Origin of the sequence: Pseudoalteromonas sp. MTN2-4, from assembly GCF_042848605.1 — a bacterium.
Classification (GTDB): Bacteria; Pseudomonadota; Gammaproteobacteria; order Enterobacterales; family Alteromonadaceae; genus Pseudoalteromonas.
Genome location: NZ_BTGK01000003.1, coordinates 396300 through 422328, shown reverse-complemented (window position 1 = coordinate 422328; position 26029 = coordinate 396300). Strand labels below are relative to the sequence as shown.

23 protein-coding genes are annotated in these 26029 nt (G+C 39.2%); 9 read left to right on the top strand and 14 right to left on the bottom strand.

Features of this window, described 5'->3' with window-relative positions; translation table 11 throughout:
• Positions 1 to 70: 70 nt before the first annotated feature.
• Positions 71 to 1393: a sodium-dependent transporter gene (locus tag ACGHEH_RS10725; RefSeq protein WP_390445016.1), complete on the top strand. Its 1323-nt coding sequence runs from the start codon at positions 71 to 73 to the stop codon at positions 1391 to 1393.
• 569 nt (positions 1394 to 1962) lie between these two features.
• On the opposite strand, the gene ACGHEH_RS10720 is transcribed toward ACGHEH_RS10725, so the two are convergent.
• A complete protein-coding gene (locus ACGHEH_RS10720; protein WP_390445013.1) occupies positions 1963 to 3162 on the bottom strand; it encodes a DUF642 domain-containing protein in 1200 nt (399 codons plus the stop codon).
• Positions 3163 to 3426: 264 nt separating this feature from the next.
• Positions 3427 to 5067, bottom strand: a complete 1641-nt coding sequence (locus ACGHEH_RS10715) for a SulP family inorganic anion transporter (RefSeq protein ID WP_390445011.1) — start codon at positions 5065 to 5067, stop codon at positions 3427 to 3429.
• Positions 5068 to 5223: 156 nt separating this feature from the next.
• Here ACGHEH_RS10715 and ACGHEH_RS10710 point away from each other — a divergent pair, with 156 nt between their 5' ends.
• From ACGHEH_RS10710 to ACGHEH_RS10695, 4 genes are all read left to right on the top strand, one after another.
• Positions 5224 to 6435, top strand: coding sequence for a lipoprotein-releasing ABC transporter permease subunit (locus tag ACGHEH_RS10710; protein ID WP_390445009.1), 1212 nt, complete (start codon positions 5224 to 5226; stop codon positions 6433 to 6435).
• Positions 6428 to 7117 (top strand): lipoprotein-releasing ABC transporter ATP-binding protein LolD, encoded by a 690-nt coding sequence (lolD, locus tag ACGHEH_RS10705; protein WP_390445006.1) that lies wholly within the window; start codon positions 6428 to 6430, stop codon positions 7115 to 7117. Before ACGHEH_RS10710 ends, lolD begins: the two co-directional genes overlap by 8 nt.
• Positions 7110 to 8336 (top strand): lipoprotein-releasing ABC transporter permease subunit, encoded by a 1227-nt coding sequence (locus ACGHEH_RS10700; RefSeq protein WP_390445004.1) that lies wholly within the window; start codon positions 7110 to 7112, stop codon positions 8334 to 8336. The genes lolD and ACGHEH_RS10700 overlap by 8 nt, the downstream gene beginning before the upstream one ends.
• A 166-nt stretch (positions 8337 to 8502) precedes the next feature.
• Positions 8503 to 8934 carry a DUF4826 family protein gene (locus tag ACGHEH_RS10695; RefSeq protein ID WP_390445002.1) on the top strand — a complete coding sequence of 144 codons (432 nt, stop codon included), beginning with the start codon at positions 8503 to 8505 and terminating at the stop codon, positions 8932 to 8934.
• Here the strand turns inward: ACGHEH_RS10695 and ACGHEH_RS10690 are convergent.
• The 8 genes from ACGHEH_RS10690 to cspD all read right to left on the bottom strand — a co-directional run bounded on the left by ACGHEH_RS10690 (position 8918) and on the right by cspD (position 17398).
• Positions 8918 to 9376, bottom strand: coding sequence for a GNAT family N-acetyltransferase (locus ACGHEH_RS10690; RefSeq protein WP_390444999.1), 459 nt, complete (start codon positions 9374 to 9376; stop codon positions 8918 to 8920). The genes ACGHEH_RS10695 and ACGHEH_RS10690 overlap by 17 nt on opposite strands.
• Positions 9377 to 9463: 87 nt before the next feature.
• Positions 9464 to 10615, bottom strand: a complete 1152-nt coding sequence (locus ACGHEH_RS10685; protein WP_390444996.1) for a JmjC domain-containing protein — start codon at positions 10613 to 10615, stop codon at positions 9464 to 9466.
• A gap of 62 nt (positions 10616 to 10677) precedes the next feature.
• The gene (gene purB / locus ACGHEH_RS10680; protein WP_349287343.1) at positions 10678 to 12048 is read right to left on the bottom strand and encodes an adenylosuccinate lyase; all 1371 of its coding nucleotides are present in this window, start codon (positions 12046 to 12048) and stop codon (positions 10678 to 10680) included.
• A gap of 39 nt (positions 12049 to 12087) precedes the next feature.
• Positions 12088 to 12690 carry a high frequency lysogenization protein HflD gene (gene hflD / locus ACGHEH_RS10675; RefSeq protein WP_349287342.1) on the bottom strand — a complete coding sequence of 201 codons (603 nt, stop codon included), beginning with the start codon at positions 12688 to 12690 and terminating at the stop codon, positions 12088 to 12090.
• On the bottom strand, positions 12690 to 13790 hold the full coding sequence (mnmA, locus tag ACGHEH_RS10670; protein WP_390444992.1) for a tRNA 2-thiouridine(34) synthase MnmA: 1101 nt from the start codon (positions 13788 to 13790) through the stop codon (positions 12690 to 12692). The genes hflD and mnmA overlap by 1 nt, the downstream gene beginning before the upstream one ends.
• An 87-nt stretch (positions 13791 to 13877) precedes the next feature.
• Positions 13878 to 14519 carry a pseudouridine synthase gene (locus ACGHEH_RS10665; RefSeq protein WP_390444990.1) on the bottom strand — a complete coding sequence of 214 codons (642 nt, stop codon included), beginning with the start codon at positions 14517 to 14519 and terminating at the stop codon, positions 13878 to 13880.
• Positions 14520 to 14636: 117 nt separating this feature from the next.
• Positions 14637 to 16859 (bottom strand): NADP-dependent isocitrate dehydrogenase, encoded by a 2223-nt coding sequence (locus tag ACGHEH_RS10660; protein WP_390444987.1) that lies wholly within the window; start codon positions 16857 to 16859, stop codon positions 14637 to 14639.
• A 320-nt stretch (positions 16860 to 17179) separates the two neighbouring features.
• Complete coding sequence (cspD, locus tag ACGHEH_RS10655; protein ID WP_138482390.1) at positions 17180 to 17398, bottom strand: cold shock domain-containing protein CspD; 219 nt, start codon at positions 17396 to 17398, stop codon at positions 17180 to 17182.
• 200 nt (positions 17399 to 17598) lie between these two features.
• On the opposite strand from cspD, the gene clpS reads away from it, so the two are divergent.
• Entirely contained in the window at positions 17599 to 17916 is a 318-nt protein-coding gene (gene clpS / locus ACGHEH_RS10650) for an ATP-dependent Clp protease adapter ClpS (protein ID WP_390444984.1), read from the top strand.
• Positions 17917 to 17945: 29 nt separating this feature from the next.
• Positions 17946 to 20213 carry an ATP-dependent Clp protease ATP-binding subunit ClpA gene (gene clpA / locus ACGHEH_RS10645; protein ID WP_390444982.1) on the top strand — a complete coding sequence of 756 codons (2268 nt, stop codon included), beginning with the start codon at positions 17946 to 17948 and terminating at the stop codon, positions 20211 to 20213.
• 144 nt (positions 20214 to 20357) lie between these two features.
• Here clpA and infA read toward each other — a convergent pair whose 3' ends face one another.
• From infA to trxB, 4 genes are all read right to left on the bottom strand, one after another.
• Positions 20358 to 20576, bottom strand: a complete 219-nt coding sequence (gene infA, locus ACGHEH_RS10640; protein WP_058029687.1) for a translation initiation factor IF-1 — start codon at positions 20574 to 20576, stop codon at positions 20358 to 20360.
• A gap of 95 nt (positions 20577 to 20671) precedes the next feature.
• Positions 20672 to 21379: an arginyltransferase gene (locus ACGHEH_RS10635; protein ID WP_390444978.1), complete on the bottom strand. Its 708-nt coding sequence runs from the start codon at positions 21377 to 21379 to the stop codon at positions 20672 to 20674.
• A complete protein-coding gene (aat, locus tag ACGHEH_RS10630; protein WP_390444976.1) occupies positions 21372 to 22091 on the bottom strand; it encodes a leucyl/phenylalanyl-tRNA--protein transferase in 720 nt (239 codons plus the stop codon). Before aat ends, ACGHEH_RS10635 begins: the two co-directional genes overlap by 8 nt.
• Before the next feature lie 79 nt (positions 22092 to 22170).
• Positions 22171 to 23121 (bottom strand): thioredoxin-disulfide reductase, encoded by a 951-nt coding sequence (gene trxB / locus ACGHEH_RS10625; RefSeq protein WP_390444973.1) that lies wholly within the window; start codon positions 23119 to 23121, stop codon positions 22171 to 22173.
• Between the two features lie 253 nt (positions 23122 to 23374).
• Here trxB and pssA point away from each other — a divergent pair, with 253 nt between their 5' ends.
• Positions 23375 to 24700, top strand: coding sequence for a CDP-diacylglycerol--serine O-phosphatidyltransferase (gene pssA, locus ACGHEH_RS10620; RefSeq protein ID WP_390444970.1), 1326 nt, complete (start codon positions 23375 to 23377; stop codon positions 24698 to 24700).
• A gap of 119 nt (positions 24701 to 24819) precedes the next feature.
• Positions 24820 to 26028 carry an ABC transporter substrate-binding protein gene (locus ACGHEH_RS10615; RefSeq protein WP_390444967.1) on the top strand — a complete coding sequence of 403 codons (1209 nt, stop codon included), beginning with the start codon at positions 24820 to 24822 and terminating at the stop codon, positions 26026 to 26028.
• The last annotated feature ends 1 nt before the right edge of the window (position 26029 follow it).

The window sequence follows — 26029 nt, the reverse complement described above, 5'->3', positions numbered from 1 at the left end:
CAGTTGCTTCGCAAAGGGTTTTAACTTGCGTATACTCACGTGTCTATAACAAAAACATAAAGATATCAAAATGGCTCAATTGCGTGATGGCTTTCAAAGTCGCCTAGGCTTTGTTTTGGCAGCAGCTGGTGCTGCTGTAGGGCTTGGAAATATTTGGGGCTTTCCTACCCAAGCTGCAAACCATGGTGGTGGTGCATTTTTATTAGTGTACTTTGTGGTTATATTTCTTTTGGCATTACCAGCTTTGTACACTGAGTTGTACATAGGTCACCAAGCACAATCTAATCCAGTTAAAGCACTTAAACAAGCATGGCAGGATAGCAATCCTAAAGTGGGTGCTGCTGCAGGTTATGTTGGCCTATGTGGTGCCATTGTGATGTTAAGTTTTTATTCGATCGTTGCTGGTTGGATGCTGTCCTTTTCACTTGAACCACTTGCAAGGCTATTAGAACTAAATAAACTCGCAGAATTCTTAAAAGGTGACTCAACATTGCGGAATTTCATTTTCACCCCGCTTATGTTGTTGCTTACTGCCAGTATCATTTTGCAAGGTGTTAAGTCTGGTATAGAGGCATGGTCGAGAAGATTAATGCCCTTATTATTGTTATTACTTATAGGTTTAATTGGTTATATGGCAACGCTTGACGGTGCTATAGAAGGCTTTAAGGCTTATTTAGTACTAGATTTTTCAAAAGTAACAGATCCTGATTTGGTTATTGCTGCTATGGGTCAAGCTTTCTTCTCACTTTCATTAGGGGTTGGCTGCATGATGATCTATGGCTCGTATTTAAAACCAAATGAAAATTTACCTAAATTAACTGCGAGTGTTGCCTTGCTTGATACTGGTGTTGCTTTTCTTGCAGGTTTATTAATCATTCCTGCAATATTTGTTGCGCAGCAAAGTGGCGTTGAGGTTTTTCAAGATGGTAAACTGATCGGGGAAGGCCGCTTGATTTTTGCTGTATTGCCAGAGCTATTTATGAATATGGGGCAAATAGGCCTATTTGTAGGTCTAACCTTTTTCGTACTTATGTCTATTGCTTCATTAACTTCTACAATATCTTCTACTGAGATACCCGTTTCTTTTTTAGTGGAAAACCATGGTTTGAAACGAAAAAGTGCCACAATTTGGGTAACTCTAGTGATTATGTTGGTTTCAACGACGATTATACTTAATTTTGAATGGCTATTTGGTTTGATTATCAGTGTGTTCACACAATATCAATTACCTTTAATGGGACTGTTCTACTTTTTGACAGTCGGCTGGATGTGGCAAAGAGGCAATAAGCTTTTAGAAGCAAGTAGCGGTTTCCATTATTACTTTGCGCAATATGTTCGTTTTGTATGCCCTGTATTAATGACTGCGGTATTTGTAAATGTAGCTTTGAAATAGGTAATACGATTAAGTAAAGCCAAGCAAGTTTGTATTAATCACAAAGCCCTTAAACATAAAAATTTATAATTCAGCCCTGACATTTGTTGGGGCTTTTTTATGTTTATTAATTCATTAAAGTAACCAATTAAGAATGTTAAGCCCAAACTTGAATAACCTAAGCTGTAAATAAAAAATTAAATGACAGCGGCTAATCTTAATTAAAACGGCTTGCACTCACACAAAATAGATCTGTAAATTCTCTTTATTTTTCTGAAGATTATAGTCTGATGGCGTAGATTTCTTTTTAAGCAATGTTACTGGGTTTATTTCAAATAGATTGAGGTTGAAACTGATCCAAGTGTAGAGGAGTTTAAACTGCTGTTAGCAGAACCAAAAGTAATAGGCTTCTTTGTGGAACTGAAGTTAAAGCTACGAGTTGCAGTTTATCAACCTTTAAGGATAATTAGGGCCTTTTTACATAATTAACAAACTCTTTATGCTCGATAGATAGGGTTTTGAAAGGAATTTTAAGGTAGATTTGGCGCAAAAAAATAGCCAGTAAAAACTGGCTATTTTCTAATGAATATTTAGTTGCAGTAGTTGTCTACAAACGTTAAGTCATTAATGTGTTCAGGTGCATCCATCACATAGGTTGCAACCGCTGTCTGAGGATTTACACTGTAAATTTTTGCGTTTTCTCCTGACACACGACCTGATACGTATAGAGCACCGTTGTCAGAAATTGCCAAACCAGATGCCCAATTAATTCCGTGATGGCCGATTAATGTCAGCGCCATAGTACTGTCATCTATCGTGTAAAGAGACTTACCAGTTAACACATAAAGTGTGTTGTTATCAGCAGAATAGGCAACATCACCGTGTGAGAATTTGTCACCAGAATAACGCATTTTACCTAAAACGGTTTTCTCGCCAGTTTGCAAGTCGTAGTCGTACATGTATGTTTTGCTGGTAGCACGCAGAGATTGACCATCAGCTGTAACTGCAGAACGATAGATAGGCCATGAAGTGGCATCTGCTTCAGCGGTTTGAGAACCTGTTTCAAGATCTAGTGACCAAAGCTTAGATGCTTTAGTATCTGAATCTAATTGTTCCATGAAATATAACTTGCCGTTGTGGCTTGCAATGTTAGATGCAGTGTTTTGTGCGCCAGCAACTACACTATAAGTTTTAGATTCAAGATCGAATTTGTATACGTATCCTGTTTCTAGGTCACCATAGTTATTAATACCGAAAATACCTGTGTGGCATGCTTGCTTTTTAGTCACACTTACGTTGTCGATAAATGCGCCAAGGCTATCGTTCTTGCCTGTACCAACAAAACGCAACTCAGATGAATCAGAGTCAGCGGATACAGTGACGTTAAATGACTGCCAACCGCGAGTTGTAGAATTAAGGCTTAGTACAGTTTGACCATTCCATTTAACTTCAGCTTTGTTTGTTGAACTATTACCTTGGATACGAGGAGAATAATAGAAAGAAACTTCGTAACTTTGACCAGCTTCAGTTGCAATATTTTGATATACACTGTGGTTAGCCGTTGAGTCTAACTCAATGTACTGATTGCCGTCTTGCGCATTAATGATGCCCAGTCTTGAAGTTTGAATTTCAAAACGTGCGCCTTCACGCTCCCATCCGTTAACTGAATTCAACAATGTCCATTTAGAGTTGATCACATTTTCTTCAAACGAGCCGTTTGTAACTAAATTATCAGCCATTGCAAATTGCGTTGCAAAAAGCGTCGACATTGCTAATAAAGATAACTTCATATAGTTGTTCTCCAAGTTTAAAAACTGCTTACAACAAACTTTGAAAGCGAAATTAATCCTATTGTCGTATTTTACGTCGGTTTCGTCAACAATTAATAAACAATTAAGTCAATAATTCGTTTTGTGCAGTAATTTAATATTCCAAAGACTTATACAAGCAAAGCAAATGCCAGTTAGAAGGTTTTTGATTTTAATTTATAAGAGAAGAGGTTTTTGAAAGTCGTTTTGACACAAAGAATCTATTTTGTGCCAAAACGTTTAAATCTACATTGATTCCAACGCGCGTTCTAATGCATCACTTCTAGAGTTGCAAAATGCATTTTCACCAAGTTTTTCGTTAATTTGAAAACGATGGAGTTGATCAGAAGTTTCTGAGTTTGGAGAGTAGATAAAGACTTTACAGTCTGCATCTAACGCATCAGTAATCGCATTTTCAAGCGCTAGACTTACAGTGACATCAAGCATTGGCACATCACTCAAGTCTAAAACCATGGCTTTATATTTACTTATATCGCGATGTTGACGCGCAATGGCTTTAGAGACACTGAATATCATGGGACCCGATAAGTAAAAATAGAGCAGTTGACCGTTCGCTTGTTCAAATAATGCTTGTTCTGATTTATTCATTGGAACATCGTCATCAGAGTCACTAATGGCTTTAACTTGTTCTGATTGCACACGGCTAAGTCGTTCAATCACCATAATATTTGAAATAAAGACACCTAAGCCTACAGCGGCAATGAGGTCTACAAATACAGTGAGTAACATTACACCATACATAATTGCCATTTGAGATATACTTAATTTGTGTGCTCTTTGAATAAAGCTCCAATCAAGAATATTTATACCAACATATACGGCAATACCCGCTAAAACAGCCAAGGGAATTGGTTCGGTCAAGCCTCCGGCTACAAAGACAACCGTCATTAAAATCAGTGCTCGGAAAATACCCGCCAAAGGAGAACGCGCACCGACTTGGATATTTACCACTGTGCCCATAGTTGCACCTGCACCAGGTAACGCACCAAATAAGCCAGAGATGATATTTGCAACACCTTGACCTCTTAACTCTTTATCAGAATCGTGCTCAGTTCGAGTTAAACTGTCTCCGATAACGGCTGTTAATAAAGTATCAATGCAACCCAGAGTACCCAGCACTAGGGCATCAATTACCATTGATTGAAATTGATCAGCAGTAAAAGTCGGGATAACTATAGAGGGTAGGCCACTTGGTATCTCACCGATCCTACGAATGCTATCAGTATCAAAAATGATTACTGAAACTAAGGTCACTGCAACGAGTGCGACTAATTGAGCTGGCACATATTGTCGATATTTTTTAGGGAAATAAAACAATATTGCTAATGTGGCCGCGCCTAATAACAACTCTGAAAACTGAATATTTAGTAAGAGTTCAGGAAGGTGACCTAAAGTGCCAGTGACGCCTCCAGCGGGAGCTTGGTGGCCTAATAAAGGTGCAAGCTGTAATATGATGAGGATAACACCAATACCTGACATAAACCCCGAGATAACAGAGTAGGGCATTAGTGTTACGTATTTACCGAGCTTTAAGGTACCTAGTAACACTTGAAAAGCACCGGCCATCATCACTACTGTGAAGCCCATAGCCAGGCCCGATTCAGGATATTTAGCCATCATTGCGGTCAAAACTGCGGTCATAATAACCGTCATTGGACCAGTTGGCTCAGAAATCAGGGAAGTAGAACCACCAAATAAGGCAGCGAAAAGACCGACTAAAATTGCACCCCACATACCTGCTTCAGCACCGGCTCCTGAAGCAACACCAAACGCGAGGGCAAGCGGGAGAGATATTATGGCAGTGGTCACACCACCAAATAAATCGCCCTTTAAATTCATATGCTTATATCGAGATAGAGATAACATAGAACTTCCATACCGCGAGATTTCACGCATTTTACACCAAATTTTCTTTTTAACTATCGGATTTACAAACTTTTTTACAAGTTAGTATTTATATATGTCATGTGACTTTGTGGTAGTATGCAGACATGTAGAAAATGAAAGTTTAATTTATTATATATGTTTCAACCAGTTAGCCTTTTTGTTGGGCTTCGGTATGCCAAAGCGAGCAAAGGAAATGCGTTTATTTCATTCATTTCTTTTTTTTCTATTGCAGGTATCGCATTAGGACTTATGTCCTTGATAACAGTGAGCTCTGTGATGAACGGCTTTGAGCAAACACTTAAAAATGCCATGCTGGATATGATCCCCCATGTGCAGCTAAAGCCTGAAGATGAAATAAAGGCCTCTAATAGTTTAAAGACCCAATTAGCCGATTTAAGTACAGTTAAGCGTGTTCAATCTTATCTGACCTCAGATGTCATTCTACAAACCAATGAAGAACTTTTAGGCGTTAGATTACAGGGGGTTTTTGAAGGCGGGACCTCACAGTTAGAGAGTCATATTGAGTCTGGTAGTGTGAAGCAGTTTCAATCGGGTAAGTATCAATTAGCTATTAGCCGATATTTGGCAAATAGTTTAAAAGCTCAGGTCGGTAGCCAGATTCGAGTCATAATGCCTGAGGTGACAACTTACTCGCCTATGGGGAGAGTGCCTTCACAAAGACTATTTACTGTTGCCCTAATTTATAATTCAAGAAGTGAAGCCGATACACAACTTGCCTTCGCAAATGGTAAAAGCCTAGCAAGGTTAATGCGGAAAAAGTCTAAATCTCAATTAGATATCAGTGTCTCACTACATGATGCTTTTTCTCTTGAAGACTTTTATAAAGAGCTTTCTAGTCTAGATACATCAAATTACATCAGCATTGACTGGCAAGTGCAACAGGGGGCTTTGTTTGCGGCCGTTGCAATGGAAAAAAGAGTGATGTCTCTGTTGCTAGGTCTTATTGTATTAGTCGCAATTTTCAATATTATTTCGGGCCTTTCAATGATGGTCAAAGAAAAACAGGGTGAAGTAGCAATATTACAAACCATAGGTTTTACACCCGTGATGATATCGAAAGTGTTTATGGTTCAAGGACTTTACAATGGGGTTATCGGTACATTATTGGGACTATTTGCTGGTTTATTACTGGCAAATTATATCAACGAAGTGATGTCACTGGTCGGCTTGTCTTTATTGGGGGGGATGACTTTACCCGTTAAGTTCGAAATAACAGGTCTAATTATCATGGCCACATTGAGTGTTTTATTAAGTTTTATAGCTACCCTTTATCCAGCAAAACAAGCTGCGAAAGTAATGCCTGCTGAGGTTTTAAGATATGAGTAATTTAGTAATTGATTGTCAAAACTTAGGCAAAGTTTACCAAGATGGAAAGAACAAAGTTGAAGTTTTGAAAGGTGTAAACTTACAGTTAGAGCAAGGACAAATGCTTGCAATAGTTGGCAGCTCTGGTTCGGGTAAAAGTACCCTATTACATATTCTTGGTACCCTAGATCATGCAACAACTGGCTATGCAAAAATTAAAAGTACAAATGTTGCTGACCTATCAAGAAATCAGCAAGCTAAATTTAGAAATAAACACATGGGGTTTATCTACCAATTCCACCATTTATTGATGGAATTTACTGCACTTGAAAATGTTGCTATGCCGCTACTCATTCAAGGTGTCAAAGTAAATTGTGCGCATTCTGAAGCGTTAAGTATGCTAGAGAAAGTGGGCTTGGGGCATAGGGCTGAGCATAAACCATCTGAGTTATCTGGCGGTGAGCGTCAACGCGTGGCTATCGCTCGCGCACTCGTTACAAAACCTGCATTAGTTTTGGCTGATGAGCCCACAGGTAATCTAGACAAGCAAAATGCCATTAAAATTTATGATTTGTTAAATGAGCTTAACCAACAACTTCAGACTAGTTTTGTCATTGTTACACATGACTTGGAGCTTGCAGAAAAACTTGGCAGAAGTGTGCAGTTAAATGACGGCGTGTTGACTGAGGTTAGTCATGCTTAGCCTGTTTTTATCAAAGCGCTTTAGTCAATCTAGGCAGAAGGGTTTCGCTTCAATCCTAAACAAAGCGTCTACTATAGGCGTTTTACTTGGGGTGAGTGTTTTAATCGTGGCCTTGTCGGTCATTAATGGCTTTGAAGAGCAACTTGAAAAGCGGCTTTTATCTGTCGTTTCTCATGTTACCTATGACGCGCCATATGAACCAATCAATGATTGGCAATCAAAAGTTAATATACTAGAGCAGCAACAGGGCGTTTTTGCAGCTGTACCAGAAATAAACGTGACTGGTATGGTTCAATTTAAAGGTAAGTTAAAAGCTGCTCAAATTAAAGGGGTTGATGTTCGGTCACATGAAGATGTTTCAAGCGTCGGTAAGTTTATAAAAGATGTCAGTATAAAGAACTTGGCACAAAATGAAGTAATTTTAGGTGCTCAAATTGCTGAAAGCTTGAACCTTTCGGTTGGTGATAGTTTTACTTTATTAATCGCCAACAAAAATGCGAAATCAATGCTGTCAGCACCTAAACGCTTAAAAGTGACCTTAGTTGGCATGGTTAAAATGGGTGGCCCGATAGATCAATCTATGGCGCTTATTAGCTTAGAGTCCTTACAAACGGTATTAAGCTTAGAACCAGATCAAGTTACAAGCTTGAGAGTCAAAGTGACGGATGTATTTGAAGCTCATACTATCGCTATGTCTGCAGGCAGAAGTTTACCTGATTTAGTTTATGTAAATAGTTGGTTTAGAACACAAGGCAGTCTATATCAAGATATTCAAATGGTTCGTACTATTGTATTTTTAGTAGTGATTTTGATTATTGCTGTTGCGAGTTTTAACATTGTTTCGTCTATGGTGATGGAAGTTAAAGATAAGCAGTCGGATATCGCAATACTCAAAACAATGGGCGCCAAAGATAGTACTATTTTTTCTACTTTTGCCTTCAAAGGTGTTGGTAATGCGTTACTAGGTTCACTAGTTGGCAGTGCGCTAGGTGTTTTAATCTCTCTTTATCTGCCTGAATTTTTTATCTGGTTTTATGGTGAGGGAACACAAAATCCACTTTCAGGTGTCTATTTTGTCGAATTTCTTCCATCAAAACTGATTTGGACCGACATTGCCATCACTTTAGGCGTAACGTTAATACTCGCACTTTTAGCCAGTATTTACCCTGCATGGCAAGCAACAAAAACTGATCCAGCGAAAGTCTTAGGCAATGGTTAATAATAAAAGTTTGGCTGCAAGAAGCAATATAATTTGATGATAGACAAGCTCTGCAATGAATGCTTTTTGTGCAACTAAATCAATAAATAAATTTTTCTGCCCGCATATGTTGACAAGATGTTGTTAGGAAGTAGAGTGACTGCAAGAAAAATTATGAGAAAACAACATGTCTGAAGAAAAAAAAGCACCGGTTGAACTGACCGAAGCGCAAATTAATCAATGGCAAAGAGAATGTTTAGGTAATGCACAAAAGTTTTTAGCAGACAAAGGTGTACTCCCTGTTAGCATTCTAGAGAAGGAATGTAGGATTCTTCCACCACTGTGCGCCGTATGGAAAATAAAAGGCAATGATGGCAACACCTATTGGGTTATCACTGGTCGTTTGCCGACTGATGCAGTACAAATTAGTGCAGCAGAAAATGCAAGAGATGTGTTACGTCATTTTTCATTTCAGTGGCAACTGAAGGCTGATGGGATTATGGCAAGTAAACCTATCGACAAGACTCAAGTAGACTTCGCAAACTTGCTTGTTAACAGAGCACATGGCTTATACGAGTTATTTGAGAACGAACAGCTTTGGGCTAATGTAGCATCGTAAAAGGTTCTGCATTGAAGTTATTTACAGGGCAGCATAACTGCTGCCTTGGTATTCCTGCCTCCATGAATACCCCTCCTTTTTTTGAAAAACCATACTCAACAAAAGCAGGTACTTCATCAAGTACCGAATTAATGAAAATATTATTCAAGCCTTTTTCTTTCGCAATAACAACTAAGTAATTTAGAATAGAATAAAAGGCGTCTTTGTTCCTATGCTGGCTAATAATGGCAACGCGACTTATTAAGCCATTAGGGCATAGCCTACCAGTTCCAACGGGTGTTTCACTGTCATCGTAAATGATTGCGTGTTCAGATTTTTTATCGAGTGAATCAAACTCAACTTTCTTAGGTAAGTTTAGTTCATAAACAAACACTTTTTCTCTTAGCTCAGTTAATAGCGTTTGATGCTCAAACCAATTAACTTTAGTTACATGGTAAACCATGTGTCCTCCAGTAAGATTCAAATCAAATGTGCAAGCCTAGGCACTCAAAGTAATTAATTGTCAGGCTTGCTTGCACATACAGGATCTTTATTCTTCTTGTTGGATAAAATAGTAACCTTCATTGATAAGCTTAGTTAACATTTCAGCAAACTCCAAACATGTGACTGAAGGAATAATTTTGCTAGCTTCAAAATAGGTTAAGTCTGTGAGTAATTTGGCCGCATCTAACATGTTGATTGGTAGTGAGAAAGTTTCACTGTTTATACTTAGAAGTATCGAGTCTTCAAACAATTGGTAAAAGGTTCTAACACCACCCGCTCTGTTAATTACATGTGATGATAAGTAGTTAGCTAACTCATCTGATGAGATTGGTTCACCTAATGGTAATAAATCCATATCATGTTTAGGCTGGCTTAAATAATTACCAAGCCAACGCTTGATTACTTCTTTGTCTTGAATCGCATCAAGCATGAGAGATTGTATTTTTTCAACTTCACCAGTATTGAGTTCGCCAGATGACTCTCTGAGTGTAAGTGTTTTGTCTGAATAGCGCGTTTTACCAAGCTCATTATCAATCAAATAATCGGCAAAATTACTTAAGAAATCCTTTGTGTCAGGCGCTCTAAAACCAACAGAGTAGTTTAATGCATTCTCAACAGCATAGCCTTCGTGCGGGCAACCTGGTGGGATATAAAGAATGTCACCAGGTTCAAGGACCTCGTCAATGATTGCATTGAATTGTTCAACTTGCAGGAGACTCTTATTTTGTGCAACCTCTTTAAGGTTTGGGTCAGGCATACCCACTCGCCAATGTCTTTTACCTTCACCTTGAATAATGAACACATCATACTGATCTAAATGAGGTCCAACACCGCCGCCAGGCGTTGAATAGCTAATCATCAAGTCATCAATTCGCCAGTTAGGAATAAATCGAAATGGCTCCAACAATTCAGCAGCAACAGGGTGCCAGTGGTCTACTGCTTGAACAAGTAGGGTACTATTAGTTTCTGTTAATAATGAAAAGTCTTCGAATGGGCCATGGTAAGATTCCCATTTATCGTCATGGTTTGTGATAAGACGAGACTCAATGTCATCTTCCATGGCAAGACCCGCTAATTCTTCTGGCTCAATCGGATCTTCGAAATCAGTAAAACCACCTTTGATTAATAACGGCTTTTTTTGCCAATATTCTTTTAGAAACTCGGCGTGAGTTAATGCTTTAATTTTTAAATCAAACATATTTTTTCCATAAAAAAAGCGAAAGGAAACCCTTTCGCTTTATAAACTAAATTTGTGTGTAATTACACTAATTCGTCAATGAATGCTTCAGCACGGCCGATGTAATTAGCCGGTGTCATTAGCTTCATTTCAGCTTTTACAGTATCTGGTAATTCTAAACCATCAATAAAATCAGCCATGATTTCTTGGTTTACACGTTTACCACGCGTTAGCTCTTTAAGCTTCTCGTAAGGCTTTTCGATACCGTATTTGCGCATAACTGTTTGAATTGGTTCTGCAAGCAGTTCCCAGTTTTGATCTAGCTCTTCAAGAAGTCGATCAGCGTTTACTTCTAGTTTGCTAACACCTTTTAATGTTGCTTGATACGCAATTAGTGTATAGCCCATACCAACGCCAAGGTTACGAAGAACTGTTGAATCAGTTAGGTCACGCTGCCAGCGAGATACTGGAAGTTTTTGTGCTAAGTGTGCAAAAATTGCATTAGCTAGGCCTAGGTTACCTTCTGAGTTTTCAAAGTCGATAGGGTTAACTTTGTGCGGCATAGTTGATGAACCGATCTCACCAGCAACTGTTTTTTGCTTGAAGTGATTTAGTGCAATGTAACCCCAAACGTCACGGTCGAAGTCTAATAAGATCGTGTTGAAACGCGCGATTGCATCGAATAGCTCAGCAATGTAATCGTGTGGTTCGATTTGAGTTGTGAATGCATTCCAAGTTAAGCCAAGGCTAGTTACGAATTGCTCTGCATGTGCATGCCAGTCGTAATCAGGGTACGCGCTCAAGTGCGCATTGTAGTTACCTACAGCACCATTGATTTTACCTAGTAATTCTACGTTTGCGATTTGCTGACGTTGACGTTGTAAACGAACATACACGTTTGCAAACTCTTTACCCATTGTTGAAGGAGAAGCTGGCTGACCGTGTGTACGAGTCATCATAGGTACGCTTTTGTACTCAACAGCTTTTGCTTTGATTGCCGCAAGTAGCTCATCACAGTAAGGTAAAAGTACTTTGTCACGCGCTTCTGCTAACATTAAACCGTGAGACAGGTTATTGATATCTTCAGACGTACATGCAAAGTGAATGAATTCATTGATTGCATTTAATTCTGCATTATTTGCAACTTTTTCTTTTAGAAGATACTCAACCGCTTTAACGTCATGGTTCGTTGTACGCTCGATTTCTTTAACGCGCGCAGCATCTGCTTCACTAAAGTTGTCAACAATGCTGTCTAAAAGCGCATTTGCTTCGTCACTGAAAGCTGGTACTTCATCAATACCTTGTGCTTTAGCTAGGGCTTGTAACCAACGTACTTCAACAGTTACGCGGTACTTGATAAGGCCGAACTCACTGAAAATGCCACGCAATTCAGTAGTTTTACTACCATAGCGGCCATCCACTGGAGAGATAGCGGTTAACGCTGAAAGCTCCATAATTTCTCCTAAACTAATTGGTTTGTTTGAACGATTTTTTTAAATACTATTTTTAGCGATTTCGATAATTTTCTTTTTGCCAAAGAAAAATTGACGTCGCTTACCACCAAGTTGGCGCCAAAGCACGGCACTACGAATGCCAGCTAGTAACAGCGCTCGGATCTTATGTTGGTAACTTGGTTGTTTTAATAAATCTGGTTGACCAAATACTTGAATTTTTTGTCCAAGGGGACTCAATACTTGGCTGTAAATATCAGCAAAAGCAGCAACGATGGTGCTGTCGCAAATATCAAAATGTAATAGTTGTCTTTCAACTTGATTCAAGCGACTTGCCAGCTCATCTAACGCTTTTGAGTTTGCTGAAAGTGCACGTTCTAATTGCATCAAACTGCCAACATATTTAACCAGCTCAACATCTTTTTCGCCTTCTGGGGAGAGCTGTTGAATAAGCGTTTTATAACCGTCTTTGATCACCCATTTATCGTCATAGACGTCTTCTGGGTGAGCTGGGTTCAGGTTAACGATACTTTTTAGAAAAGTACTGACTTCAGCTTCATTAAACTGGCCGTATTTTGCTGTTTTTTGAACAAGTTTGCTGATCTGACACATGGCCGCCAGCGGTAAAACATAACTTGTCGACATTATTTGATCACCGAGTCGATGATACCGCCACCTAAGCAGACGTCATCAGCATAAAATACTGCTGACTGACCAGGGGTTACTGCTTTTTGAGGCTCATCAAATAAAACCCTTGCCATACCGTCTTCACCAACCAACAAAGTACATGGAATGTCAGTTTGTCTATAACGGGTTTTTACTGTGCAACGTGTTGTGCCTTTTGGTCCAACTCGGTCAACCCAATGTAATTGATTTGCGTTAAGGCCGTTACTAAATAGGCGAGGGTGGTTTTTGCCTTGACCAACAATTAACACGTTACGCTCTAAGTCTTTGTCAACCACATACCAAGGCTCGCCACTGCCTTCTTTCATGCCACCGATCAATAGGCCTTTTCTCTGACCAAGTGTGTGGTACATTAAACCTTCATGTTCACCCACTTCATGACCATCAGTGTCTTCAATTTTTCCTGGTTGCGCAGGTAGGAATTTTTGCAGGAAGTCTTTGAACTTGCGCTCACCAATAAAGCAGATGCCTGTACTGTCTTTTTTATCGTGTGTAATTAAACCTTGCTCTTCAGCAATACGACGTACTTCAGGCTTTTCAACTTGACCTACAGGGAATAGTGTTTGTGCAATATGCTCATGGCTAAGTGTATAAAGGAAGTAGCTTTGATCTTTATTGTCATCAAGGCCACGTTGCATCACAAATTTACCATCGCGCTCTTCACGACGAACATAGTGACCAGTTGCAATGTAATCTGCACCGAGTGCTTGTGCAGCGAATTCTAGGAAAGCTTTGAATTTGATTTCTTTATTACACATGATGTCTGGGTTTGGCGTGCGGCCGGCTTTGTATTCCTCTAAGAAATATTCAAAAACGTTGTCCCAGTACTCAGCTGCAAAGTTTACGGTATGAAGTTCAATACCTAATTTGTCGCAGACAGCTTGTGCATCTTTAAGATCTTCAGCAGCAGCACAATATTCGTCATTGTCATCTTCTTCCCAGTTCTTCATGAACAGACCTTCTACCTGATAGCCTTGTTGTTTTAATAAGTAAGCTGAAACTGAAGAATCTACACCGCCGGACATACCAACGATGACTTTAATCTGACTATTATCGCTCATATTTTTTGCTGTTAATCTCTATGATTTTGAAAGGCGTGAGTATAGCACGATATTTTAAGAGGCTGAATCCCAAGTTAGCGTTTAACGCTAAAGCACTTTATATTCGCCATTATGAATGCCATCAAGAGTGTATTTTCCAATACGATAGCGTATCAAGCGAAGTGTAGGGTGGCCAATATGGGCTGTCATTCTACGAACCTGGCGGTTTTTTCCTTCAGAAATGGTTATTTCAAGCCAAGTAGTCGGAATATTTTTGCGTTCTCGTATTGGAGGGTTACGAGGCCAAATATTAGGCTCATTAATAATTCTGACTTTTGCAGGCTTTGTAAGGCCATCTTTTAATTCGACACCTTTATTAAGTGCATAAATTGACTCATCGCTTGGCACACCTTCAACTTGCACCCAGTAGGTTTTATCTGTGTCTTTTTTCGGATTCGTCAGAGTGTGTTGTAATTTTCCGCAATTTGTTAAGAGTAATAACCCTTCGCTGTCCCGGTCTAACCGACCTGCAGCGTATACGCCTTTTTCTCTGACGAAGTCTGCCAAAGTCGCACGGTTTTGATCATCGGTGAACTGGCAAAGTACATCAAAAGGTTTATTAAACAGGACAATTTTAACTTGATCTGCAGGAAGCGCTTCTTTAACCACGCGTTTTTTATTAAATGGTTTTTTGTTATGAGATTTTTTTTGGAATGTTTTGTTATTGCGATTAGGTGCGCGATTTTGCATTGTTTATAAGAGTTAAAAACATTGATGTGTGCATAGTAGCAAATTATAACTTTGCTACTAAGTAAAATACCTATAAAAAAGGGCATCAAACGATGCCCTTAATCATACAAATTAGTATTAAGCTAGTTTTGCTAACACTGCATTGAAAGTTTCACTAGGACGCATAGCAGCAAAAGCAAGCTCGTCATTTGGCTGGAAATAACCGCCAACATCTTTGCTTACGCCTTGCGCAGCGTTAAGTTCTTCAACAATTGTTTGCTCTTGAGCTGTTAACTCTTCAGCGATTGGCGCGAACAACGCTTGTAGTTCAGCATCGTCTGATTGCGCTGCAAGAGCTTGTGCCCAGTACAGAGATAGGTAGAAGTGGCTACCACGGTTATCAAGTTCGTTTACTTTACGAGACGGTGACTTGTTTTCATCTAGGAATTTACCAGTCGCTGCGTCTAGTGTATCAGCAAGCACTTGTGCTTTAGCATTACCGTTCACTTGGCTTAAGTGCTCTAGTGATGCCGCAAGTGCTAAGAACTCACCTAAAGAATCCCAACGTAAGTGGTTTTCTTTTTCGAACTGTTGAACGTGCTTAGGTGCAGAACCACCAGCACCTGTTTCGAATAAGCCACCACCGTTCATTAGAGGAACGATTGAAAGCATTTTCGCACTTGTACCCAGTTCAAGAATTGGGAATAAGTCAGTTAGGTAGTCACGTAATACGTTACCTGTTACTGAAATCGTATCTTGACCGTCTTTCATACGAGCAAGTGAGTATTCAGTTGCTTCAATTGGTGCTTTGATAAGAATTTCAAGACCTGCTGTGTCGTGGTCAGCAAGGTATGTATTTACCTTTTTGATAAGCTGAGCGTCGTGCGCACGAGCTTCATTCAACCAGAAAACAGCAGGTGTGTTTGTAGCGCGAGCACGGTTAACAGCAAGTTTTACCCAATCTTTGATTGGTGCATCTTTAACCTGACACATACGCCAGATATCACCTTCTGCAACGTCATGCTGAAGAAGAACATTGCCGTCAGTATCAACAACTCTAATAGTACCAGCAGAAGCAGCTTCGAATGTCTTATCATGCGAACCATACTCTTCTGCTTTTTGAGCCATAAGACCAACGTTAGGAATTGTACCCATAGTACGAGGGTCGAAAGCACCATTTTTCTTACAGAAGTCGATAGTTGCTTGGTAAACACCAGAGTAACAACGGTCCGGAATAACAAAGCTAGTGTCTTGTTGTTTACCTTCAGCATTCCACATCTGACCGCTTGTACGGATAGCAGCAGGCATAGACGCATCGATGATCACATCACTTGGTACATGTAGGTTTGTGATACCACGATCAGAATCAACCATAGCAATGCTAGGGCGCTCAGCGTATGCCGCTTGAATATCAGCTTCAACTTCAGCACGCTTTGCGTCGTCTAATTGCCCGATTTTAGTGTAAACGTCACCAAGACCGTTGTTAACATCAACGCCTAACTCTTCAAATAATTCGCCATGCTTAGCAAATACATCTTTGTAGAATACTTTTACAGCGTGGCCAAAGATGATTGGATCAGACACTTTCATCATCGTTGCTTTCATGTGTAGAGAGAAAAGTACGCCTTTCTCTTTAGCAGCATTGATTTCTTGTTCTAGGAAAGCTTGTAAGTCAGCGGCGCGCATGCGAGATGCATCGATGATTTCTCCAGCAAGTAGAGGTGTGCTTGCTTTAAGTACAGTAACGTCGCCATTTTCTGCAATGTGCTCGATGCGAACGTCAGTTGCATTTTCTACAGTTGTAGATAGCTCAGAACCAAAGAAGTCACCGTCAGTCATGCTAGCAACATACGATTGTGAATCAGTTGCCCATGCACCCATTGAGTGAGGGTTTTTACGCGCATATGCTTTTACAGAAGCTGGCGCACGACGGTCAGAGTTACCTTCACGTAAAACAGGGTTTACCGCAGAACCTTTGATTTTGTCGTAAGTTGCTTTAATAGCAGCTTCTTCATCTGACTTTGGTTCTTCAGGGTAGTTAGGTAGTGCGTAACCTTTCTCTTGAAGCTCTTTGATTGTTGCTTTTAATTGCGGTACTGACGCAGAGATGTTTGGAAGCTTGATGATATTAGCTTCTGGCGTTTTAGCTAATTCACCAAGTTCTGCAAGTGCATCGCCGATGCGCTGCTCTTCAGTTAAAAACTCAGGGAAGTTTGCAATTACACGACCTGCAAGTGAAATATCACGAGTTTCAACTTCCACGCCTGCAGCATTAGTGTAAGCTTGAATGATTGGAAGCAACGAGTATGTAGCTAAAGCCGGTGCTTCGTCAGTTTTTGTATATATAATTTTAGATGTCATTATCATTCCTAGATCAGGGGCACAGAGTGCCTATCAAAACGCAATGGGAATGCTATGTTGCCTAAGGCAACTTTATATAGCAAGTTTGATAGTTATAACTACTCTAAAAGTCTATATGCACCATTGGCGGTGACATCTTAAAGGTTAATCAAAGTAATTGGGTAAACCTAAATAGGCATAACTAACAAGCCTGAAAATAGACACTAGTTTAACAAGCAATTTATATATGGGCTAATTTAAAAATTTAAAGTTGGAAAGAGAAAATAAATGAGAAGGGGGTGAAGCGAGTTAAAACCCGCTTTATTAATGAGATAATAACATCAAGCGAGTTCAGTCTCTCTAGGAGCGATGTTCGTTGCATGAAGCCCTTTTGGACCTTGTTGCAACTCGAAGGTTACATCTTGACCGGCTTTAAGTGTTTTGTATCCATCCATCACAATCGTTGAGTAATGGGCGAAGATATCTTCTTCACTGCCGTCTTCTACGATGAAACCAAACCCTTTGGCGTTATTGAACCATTTGACTTTTCCGCAAGCCATACTTCCACATCCTTCTATAAGTTGACTAATTTAGTTAATCTAAACTTTATAATTTGCTAGACTGCCCATAGATTAGACAATCTAATAACGACTGTAGTTTAAATGAGCAATCAGTCAAGGCTTTTAGACAAATTTTTAACAAAAAATTTATTTTTCAATTCAAGTTTGCTTGAGTTAACAACACAAGACTATATTTTATTATGAGTGGTATTAAAGATTCTGGTGTAATCGATACAGTTAGAGAGAAGCAAAGGCAAAAGCTAAGCCCACCTCGCAAGTATAAAGTCATTTTAAATAATGATGATTACACTCCAATGGACTTTGTAATCGAAGTATTAATGACGTTTTTTAATATGGATAGCGAAAAAGCAACTGACGTGATGCTGCGCGTGCATCACGAGGGAAAGGCAGTATGTGGCTTATATCCTTCCGATATTGCACATACTAAGGCGGAACAAGTAAATCGTTACGCTCGCGACCATGAACATCCACTGCTATGTAGTTGTGAGCAGGAATAACCGATATAAATCTCGTTTGGGGGTTGCTTATGCTAAACAAAGATCTTGAAATTACCTTAAATGCAGCATTTCGTGAGGCAAGAACACGTCGTCACGAATTTATGACTGTTGAGCATTTATTACTTGCATTAATAGATAACCCATCAGCAGGTGAAGCATTAGGCGCATGCGGTGTTGATACAGAAACGCTCAAACGAGAGCTTTCTGAGTTTATCGATGAAACAACACCATTATTACCAGAAAGTGAAAATGACAGAGAAACGCAGCCTACACTGGGCTTTCAGCGTGTTTTACAAAGAGCTGTCTTTCATGTGCAATCATCTGGGCGCACCGAAGTTACAGGTGTGAACGTATTAGTCGCAATTTTTTCTGAACAAGAAAGTCAGGCTGTCTATTTACTGAAAAAAAGTGATATTAGCCGCTTAGACATAGTGAACTACATTTCTCACGGTGTAGCTAAGTCAGATGACGAGCATCATGAAGATGAACATGAAGATATTAATAGTGAAGACTCAAATGACATACAAGGTGAAGAGAAGACTAAACTTGAAAACTTCACTACTAACCTGAACGCGATGGCACAAGCGGGACAGTTAGACCCATTAGTAGGCCGAGATCAAGAAGTTGAACGCACAGTACAGGTGTTATGTCGTCGTAAAAAGAATAACCCTTTACTTGTGGGCGAAGCTGGCGTTGGTAAGACTGCGATTGCTGAAGGGCTTGCCTATAGAATCGTTAATGAGCAAGTACCCGATGTGATTGCCGATGCGGAGGTATATTCACTTGATATGGGCGCATTATTAGCGGGAACTAAATATCGCGGTGATTTTGAAAAGCGTTTTAAAGCGTTGTTGAAAGAGCTACAAGCAAAACCACATTCAATTCTATTTATTGATGAGATCCATACTATCATAGGTGCAGGTGCTGCGTCGGGTGGTGTGATGGATGCCTCGAATCTAATTAAACCGTTACTGTCTAGTGGTCAATTAAGATGTATGGGTTCAACAACTTATAACGAGTTTAAAAATATCTTTGAAAAAGATAGAGCACTTGTGCGTCGCTTCCAAAAGATAGATGTACTCGAGCCAAGTGTTGAAGATACAACAAAGATCCTAATGGGTTTGAAAGAGCGTTACGAAGATCATCATGGTATTCGTTATACCCAAAAAGCACTCCGTGCGGCTGCCGAATTGAGTGCGAAATATATCAACGAGCGTCACTTACCAGATAAAGCCATTGATGTGATAGACGAAGCGGGGGCAAACCAACGTTTACTGCCTGTATCTAAACGTAAGAAAACCATCAACGTTGCAGATATTGAGCAGATCGTATCTAAAATTGCGCGAATACCGCAGCAGAGTGTATCTTCAAGTGATAAAGAGACACTCAAAAACTTAGACAGAAACTTAAAAATGTTGGTGTTTGGTCAAGACCAATCAATCGATGCATTAACTTCTGCAATTAGATTGTCACGCTCTGGTCTTTCAAATGAAGACAAGCCAATTGGTTCTTTCTTGTTTGCAGGTCCAACTGGCGTTGGTAAAACAGAAGTAACGAAGCAACTTGCAAAATGTATGGGCGTTGAATTCATTCGTTTTGATATGTCAGAGTATTCTGAACGTCACGCGGTTAGCCGATTAATCGGTGCGCCCCCAGGCTATGTAGGTTATGAGCAGGGCGGTTTGCTGACTGATTCTGTGATTAAGCATCCACATGCTGTTGTGCTTTTAGATGAGATCGAAAAAGCGCATCCTGATATTTACAACATTTTGCTGCAAGTTATGGATCACGGTACATTAACTGATAACAATGGCCGCAAAGCAGACTTTAGAAATGTTGTACTTGTCATGACCACGAATGCGGGTGTTCAAGAAACAATTCGTCAGTCAATTGGATTTGCGCAGCAAGACCATTCGCACGATGCAATGGTTGAAATTAATAAGGTATTCACACCAGAATTTAGAAACCGCTTAGACAACATCATTTGGTTCAACCATTTAGATAAAGATGTTATTTTACAAGTTGTAGATAAATTCTTAGTTGAACTTCAAGCGCAACTAGATCGTAAATCTGTAAACCTTGAGCTTACAGCCGCGGCTAGAGAGTGGTTAGCTGACCTTGGTTACGATAAGGCTATGGGCGCAAGACCTATGTCACGTGTTATTCAAGAGCAATTGAAAAAGCCGCTTGCAAATGAAATTCTGTTTGGCAAGTTAGCCGAAGGTGGTACAGTCAAAGTAGGCCTGAAGAGTAATAAACTTAACTTCCAATATGATGTTGAATTGGCTGAAGCTTAAGAGTGTAAATACACCTTTTCATGAGGCCATTAAAAAAGCCTAGCTTAGCTAGGCTTTTTTTAACACATCAAGTGAAATCACTCTGATGGGTTGTTAAAAGTAAAACGAATGAATTAACCAATACGCTTTACAATCACGGCGTAATTAACGCGCGCGGAAAACGATACGACCTTTAGTTAAATCGTATGGCGTCATTTCAACAGTTACTTTATCGCCTGTTAAAATACGAATGTAGTTTTTGCGCATTTTACCAGAAATATGAGCAACCACTACGTGGCCGTTTTCAAGTTCAACGCGGAACATTGTGTTTGGTAAAGTATCAAGGACTGTGCCTTGCATTTCAATTACGTCTTCTTTCGCCATGTGTAGCGTAACACCTCTTTGATTAGATTAACGCAGCAGATTTTGCCGAAAACCACACAATAAGTAAAGGTAAGGGGGGAAATTAGTTAATTTAATTACAGCTTCAGTTGCCAAACATCCGATATAAAACGCTCTGCAGGTTTAAATTGAGACTTGTAAGACATCTTTCTGCACTCATCTATTTGATAACCGAGATAGACGTAATCAAGACCAGAATCGAGTGCTAATTCTATTTGAAGCAATATCATCACAACACCAAGACTAAACTTGTCATAGTCAGGGTGATAAAAGGTATAAATCGCAGACAATGAGTTTGGCATTGTATCTGTGACTGCAACGGCGATGAGTTCATCTTGATCCCACAACTCAATAAAGGTGACAGGTAACCAATTACAAAATAAAAAACTTTCATATTGTAAGCGGTTTGGAGGGAACATGGTGCCATCATAATGCTTTTGATTAATATAGTTTTCATATAAGGCGTAATAATTTGATTGCTCTTTATCACTCACTTTAATATGGAACTTGCTTTTCGCTGCTTTTAGTTTTCGCTTTTGTGATTTTGATAACACAAAATCTTTAACAGGAAGGCGCATCGACTCACAGGCATGACAACTAGGACAATGAGGGCGATAAATTTGATCACCGCTTCGTCTGAATCCTAATTCTAATAAGTCCTGAAACCGTGCTGCGTTGTAGCATTGGCTATCAAGAATTACGAGCAGTTGTTCTTGTTTGTCAGGTAAATAACTGCAATCAAATTGTTGGCTTAATCCAATCTTTGAAGGAAAATGTTCAGTCATAAATCTCTTCCAATACCTGTGGTTTCCACATCGAGCTGGGTATTTCAAAGCTTTGTGCTAATTTAAGTTTAGCTAAAAACTCAGACCTTGAAATTAATTTTGCACCTAAAGTGGTTAAGTAGGGGTTTTCCAACTGGCAATCTACAAAATGGGCATTGTGTTTTTTAAGCCAATTAACTAACGCCCACATGGCTAACTTTGAACCGTTTGCTTGATTAAAAAACATAGACTCCCCACAGAAAACCCCCGAGTTCATAATCCCATAAAGTCCACCTATCAGATTATTGCTTTGATCCCAGACTTCGAGGCTATGTGCAAAGCCTAATGTATGCATATCAATGTAAGCAGCCAACATCTGATGGTTTATCCAGGTACCTTCTGCATGTAACCTCTGTTCTCTACAGGCATTGATGACAGTTTCAAATGCTTTATTAACAGTGACTTTAGGTTTTGTCCTTCTTGCTACTTTCTTTAATGAACGACTGATATGGAAATCATTCAGTTCAATCACACCTCTGTTATTTGGAGACCACCACATGATGGGCTCTTTTTCATTAAACCAAGGGAAAATACCTGACTGATATGCAAGGTTGAGTCTTGCTGGCGAAAGACAGCCTCCGATAGCAAGTAAGCCATCAGGTTCATTTAGGGCCAAAGTTGGTGAAGGAAAATCAATTGTTTCAGCTGATAGCTGATATAGGCGTGGTGTCATTTAAGAAATTAATCGTATTTTTAATGAAAAACATCTTAAAGTGAAAGCGGAGGGTTAAACAACCCTCCAGATCTAAAATTTATTGGTTGTCTAAGTAGCGTTCGGCATCAAGTGCTGCCATACAGCCTGTGCCCGCAGACGTAATTGCCTGGCGATAGATGTGATCAGATACATCACCAGCTGCGAACACACCTTCTACAGAAGTTTGTGTTGCATTGCCATTAAGACCTGATTGAACTACTAGATAACCATCTTTCATTTCAAGTTGGCCCTCAAACATATCTGTGTTTGGTTTGTGACCAATTGCAATGAATACGCCAGCTAGATCAAGTTGTTCAACGTTGTCTGAGTCTGTGTCTTTGATTTTAATGCCTGTCACACCCATTTCATCGCCAACAACTTCATCTAAAGTACGATTAAAATGAAGTTTTACATTACCGTTTTTAGCTTTTTCCATTAAACGGTCAGATAAAATCTTTTCACTGCGGAATGAATCACGACGATGAATAACATGAACTTCATCTGCAATGTTAGAAAGATACAGAGCTTCTTCAACTGCAGTGTTACCACCACCAACAACCGCTACTTTTTGTCCTCGGTAGAAGAAACCATCACATGTAGCACATGCAGAAACACCACGACCTTGGAAGGCAGTTTCAGATTCAAGGCCTAAATATTTAGCCGAAGCACCAGTAGCGATGATAAGCGCATCACAAGTATACGTACCTTGATCGCCTGTTAGCGTAAATGGGCGTTTTGTAACGTCTACTTTGTTGATGTGGTCGAAAACAATCTCAGTCTCAAAACGTTCTGCATGCTCTTTCATACGATCCATTAATGCAGGACCAGTTAAGCCGTGTGCATCACCAGGCCAGTTTTCAACTTCAGTTGTTGTCGTTAGCTGACCACCTTGCTGCATACCAGTAATTAGCACAGGGTTTAAATTCGCACGTGCTGCGTAAACAGCAGCAGTGTAACCAGCTGGACCCGAGCCTAAAATTAAAAGTTTACAGTGTTTTGAATCACTCATGAGGTATTCCTAATCAATTATCTTTTTAACGAAGTGAGGGTGATTCTAAGTAAAACAAGGAAGAAGTAAAATAAATTAGAAATATTGAATATGAATAAAATCAAAAGGTGTCAAATAATCTGTACTTGCTGAAAAAAACATCCAAAAGTGACTGTTTTATCAGAATTTCATGACCTAATAATTTTTTTTTGATATGTTCTAATTAATTTTTATGTATGACTCTGGATTGAGTCACCTTTATTTATAGGTTGTTATGGCATTTTGGCAGGACATTCCAAGCTTTGATCTGGCTGATGAAAACGTTGAAATACTTAGTAGTGCGAAGCAATATCAACAAAGGCTTATCAGTCTTATTGAGCACGCTAAATCTCGTATTTATATTACCGCTTTGTATTTACAAGATGATGAAGCTGGTAGAGAAGTACTTTCAGCACTTCATAAGGCTTCACTTGCAAATCCAACGCTTGAAGTTAATGTATTAGTTGACTTTCATCGAGCTCAACGTGGCCTAATAGGCGCTGAGAAATCAGAGGGAAACGCGGCCTTATACTGTGATGAATTAGAAAAACATCAAAGTAATGTAAAAGTATTTGGGGTGCCAGTTAAAGGCAAAGAACTATTTGGTGTTCTACATTTAAAGGGTATCGTTATCGACGATATTTTGCTTTACAGCGGTGCTAGCATAAACAATGTGTATATGAATGTGGGTGAGAAGTATCGACTTGATAGATATTTCATTCTACAACAGTCAGGTCTAGCAGACTCTTTTTGTAACTTCACAAATGAATTTTTGTTGTCGTCAGCAGCTGTACCAAGAATAGATAGTCGCCCTATACCAAAATACAATGAGATTAAAGTTTCACAGCGCCAACTCATGAAAGAGTTGAGAAAAGGGCGTTACAATATAGAATCAATTAACTCAGATTCTACCTTGAGTGTTCGACCATTCTTAGGTTTCGGCAGGCGTGCAAATAAGTTAAATAGGTTAATTAAAACTTTGTTTGACACGACAGATAATGAGTTGCTGCTTTATACACCATACTTTAATTTTCCAGCGCCATTACTTCGCTCTTTACGCCGCTTATTAAAACAAGGTAAAGAAGTTACCATTGTTGTTGGTGATAAAACGGCGAATGACTTTTATATTTCTCCAGAACAACCATTCAGTAAAATAGGCGCTTTACCTTATCTTTATGAAACAATTTTATTTAAATTCTTAAAGTCCAATAAAAGGTTCATTCAGTCGGGTTTGCTCAAAGTTCACCTTTGGAAACATGAGAATAACTCTTTTCATTTGAAAGGCGTAAGTAAAGACGGTTATCTTCATCTACTGAGTGGTCACAACCTTAATCCTAGAGCTTGGGGTTTAGATATTGAAAATGGTATTTTGATCGAAGATAAAGCACACAAGCTCGACAAATTATTATTATCAGAAAAGCAAGACATTCTTCAACACTGTCGATTATTATCTAGTCATGAAGATCTCGATTCAGTTCAAGATTACCCGTTACCTGTAAGGAAGATATTAGGGCAGGCAAAACGAGTAAAAGTTGATTTCATAATCAAAAAATTTATTTAGGAAAGGCCAAATATGGCCTTTTTTATTAAGTTTTTTTCTAATCAATATACTTTCTTAAATTTCTACAAAGTTGATATTTTGGACTAAGGTTAAATAAACAAAATCAACTAGATGAAATTATGAAGGCCATCCAATATTGCTTTATTCTCTGTCTTTTTACCTATAGTTCATCAAATTGGGCGCAATCAGTTTATCAATTCAATATTTATCATGATTCAGATTATTCTAATCATTTTGCATCGGCAAATGCCATCAAAATGGGGTTCATGTCAGCTTTAGAGTCTGAAAAAGGTAGGCTAGAAAACGTCGAGTTTAAATTCTTAGAAAAGGATCATCGTGGTAATAGCAATCGTAGCTTATTACATATGAAGAAGTTTCTAAAAGATCCTAAAGCATTATTTATTTTAGGCGGTCTTCATTCTCCTCCGTACATAAAAAATAGAACTTTCATCAACAAAGAGCGGATATTATTGCTGGTACCTTGGGCCGCAGGCGGTCCAATTACTCGCTATGAGCATGGAACAAACTGGGTTTTTAGATTGTCAGTTGACGACACTAAAGCAGGATACCGAATAATCCAATTTGCAAAAGAAGCACGTTCTTGTGAGCAGCCTCATTTGCTTCTTGAAAACACGCCATGGGGTAAATCAAATGAACGAACGATGCAAAATGCGCTTGGTAAAAATAAAGCTGAAGTAACATGGTTTAATTGGAATACGAAACTAAAAAAATCAAAGCTAATATTGAGGGGGATCATAAATTCAGGGGCCGACTGTATTGTATTTGTTGGTAATGCCATTGAAGGTAAATTCTTTATTCAGGCAATGGCAGAAATCGAAAAAACCTTACAAAAACCAATTATTAGCCATTGGGGAATTACAGGGGGTAATTTCTTCACTGATACCAAGCAATACCTTGAGGATGGTATTGAGCTTAATTTTATCCAGTCTTGTTTCTCGTTAGATGACCTACCTCGATCAGGTAGCGCAAAAAAAGCGATTAAATCTGCGAAGAAATTGTTTAAGAGTGATTTTGAAGTTGAAACGCTGCAAGCTCCAGCTGGTTTTGTGCATGGCTATGATTTGGGCCTACTTTTTGTTCAGGCTATGACACAAATTGAGGTGACAAAAAATATAGCCGGTACAAGAGAGTCGCTAAGAGATGCGCTCGAGAATCTCAACTCAACTATAGATGGCTTGATCAAAGTTTACTCTAGGCCATTTTCAAATAAGGGTGAAGATTCACACGAAGCTTTAGGTTTAGAGGATTTTTGTATGGCTAAATACAAAGATAATGGCTCTATTTCCATTATTAAGAATAAAGGCTAGG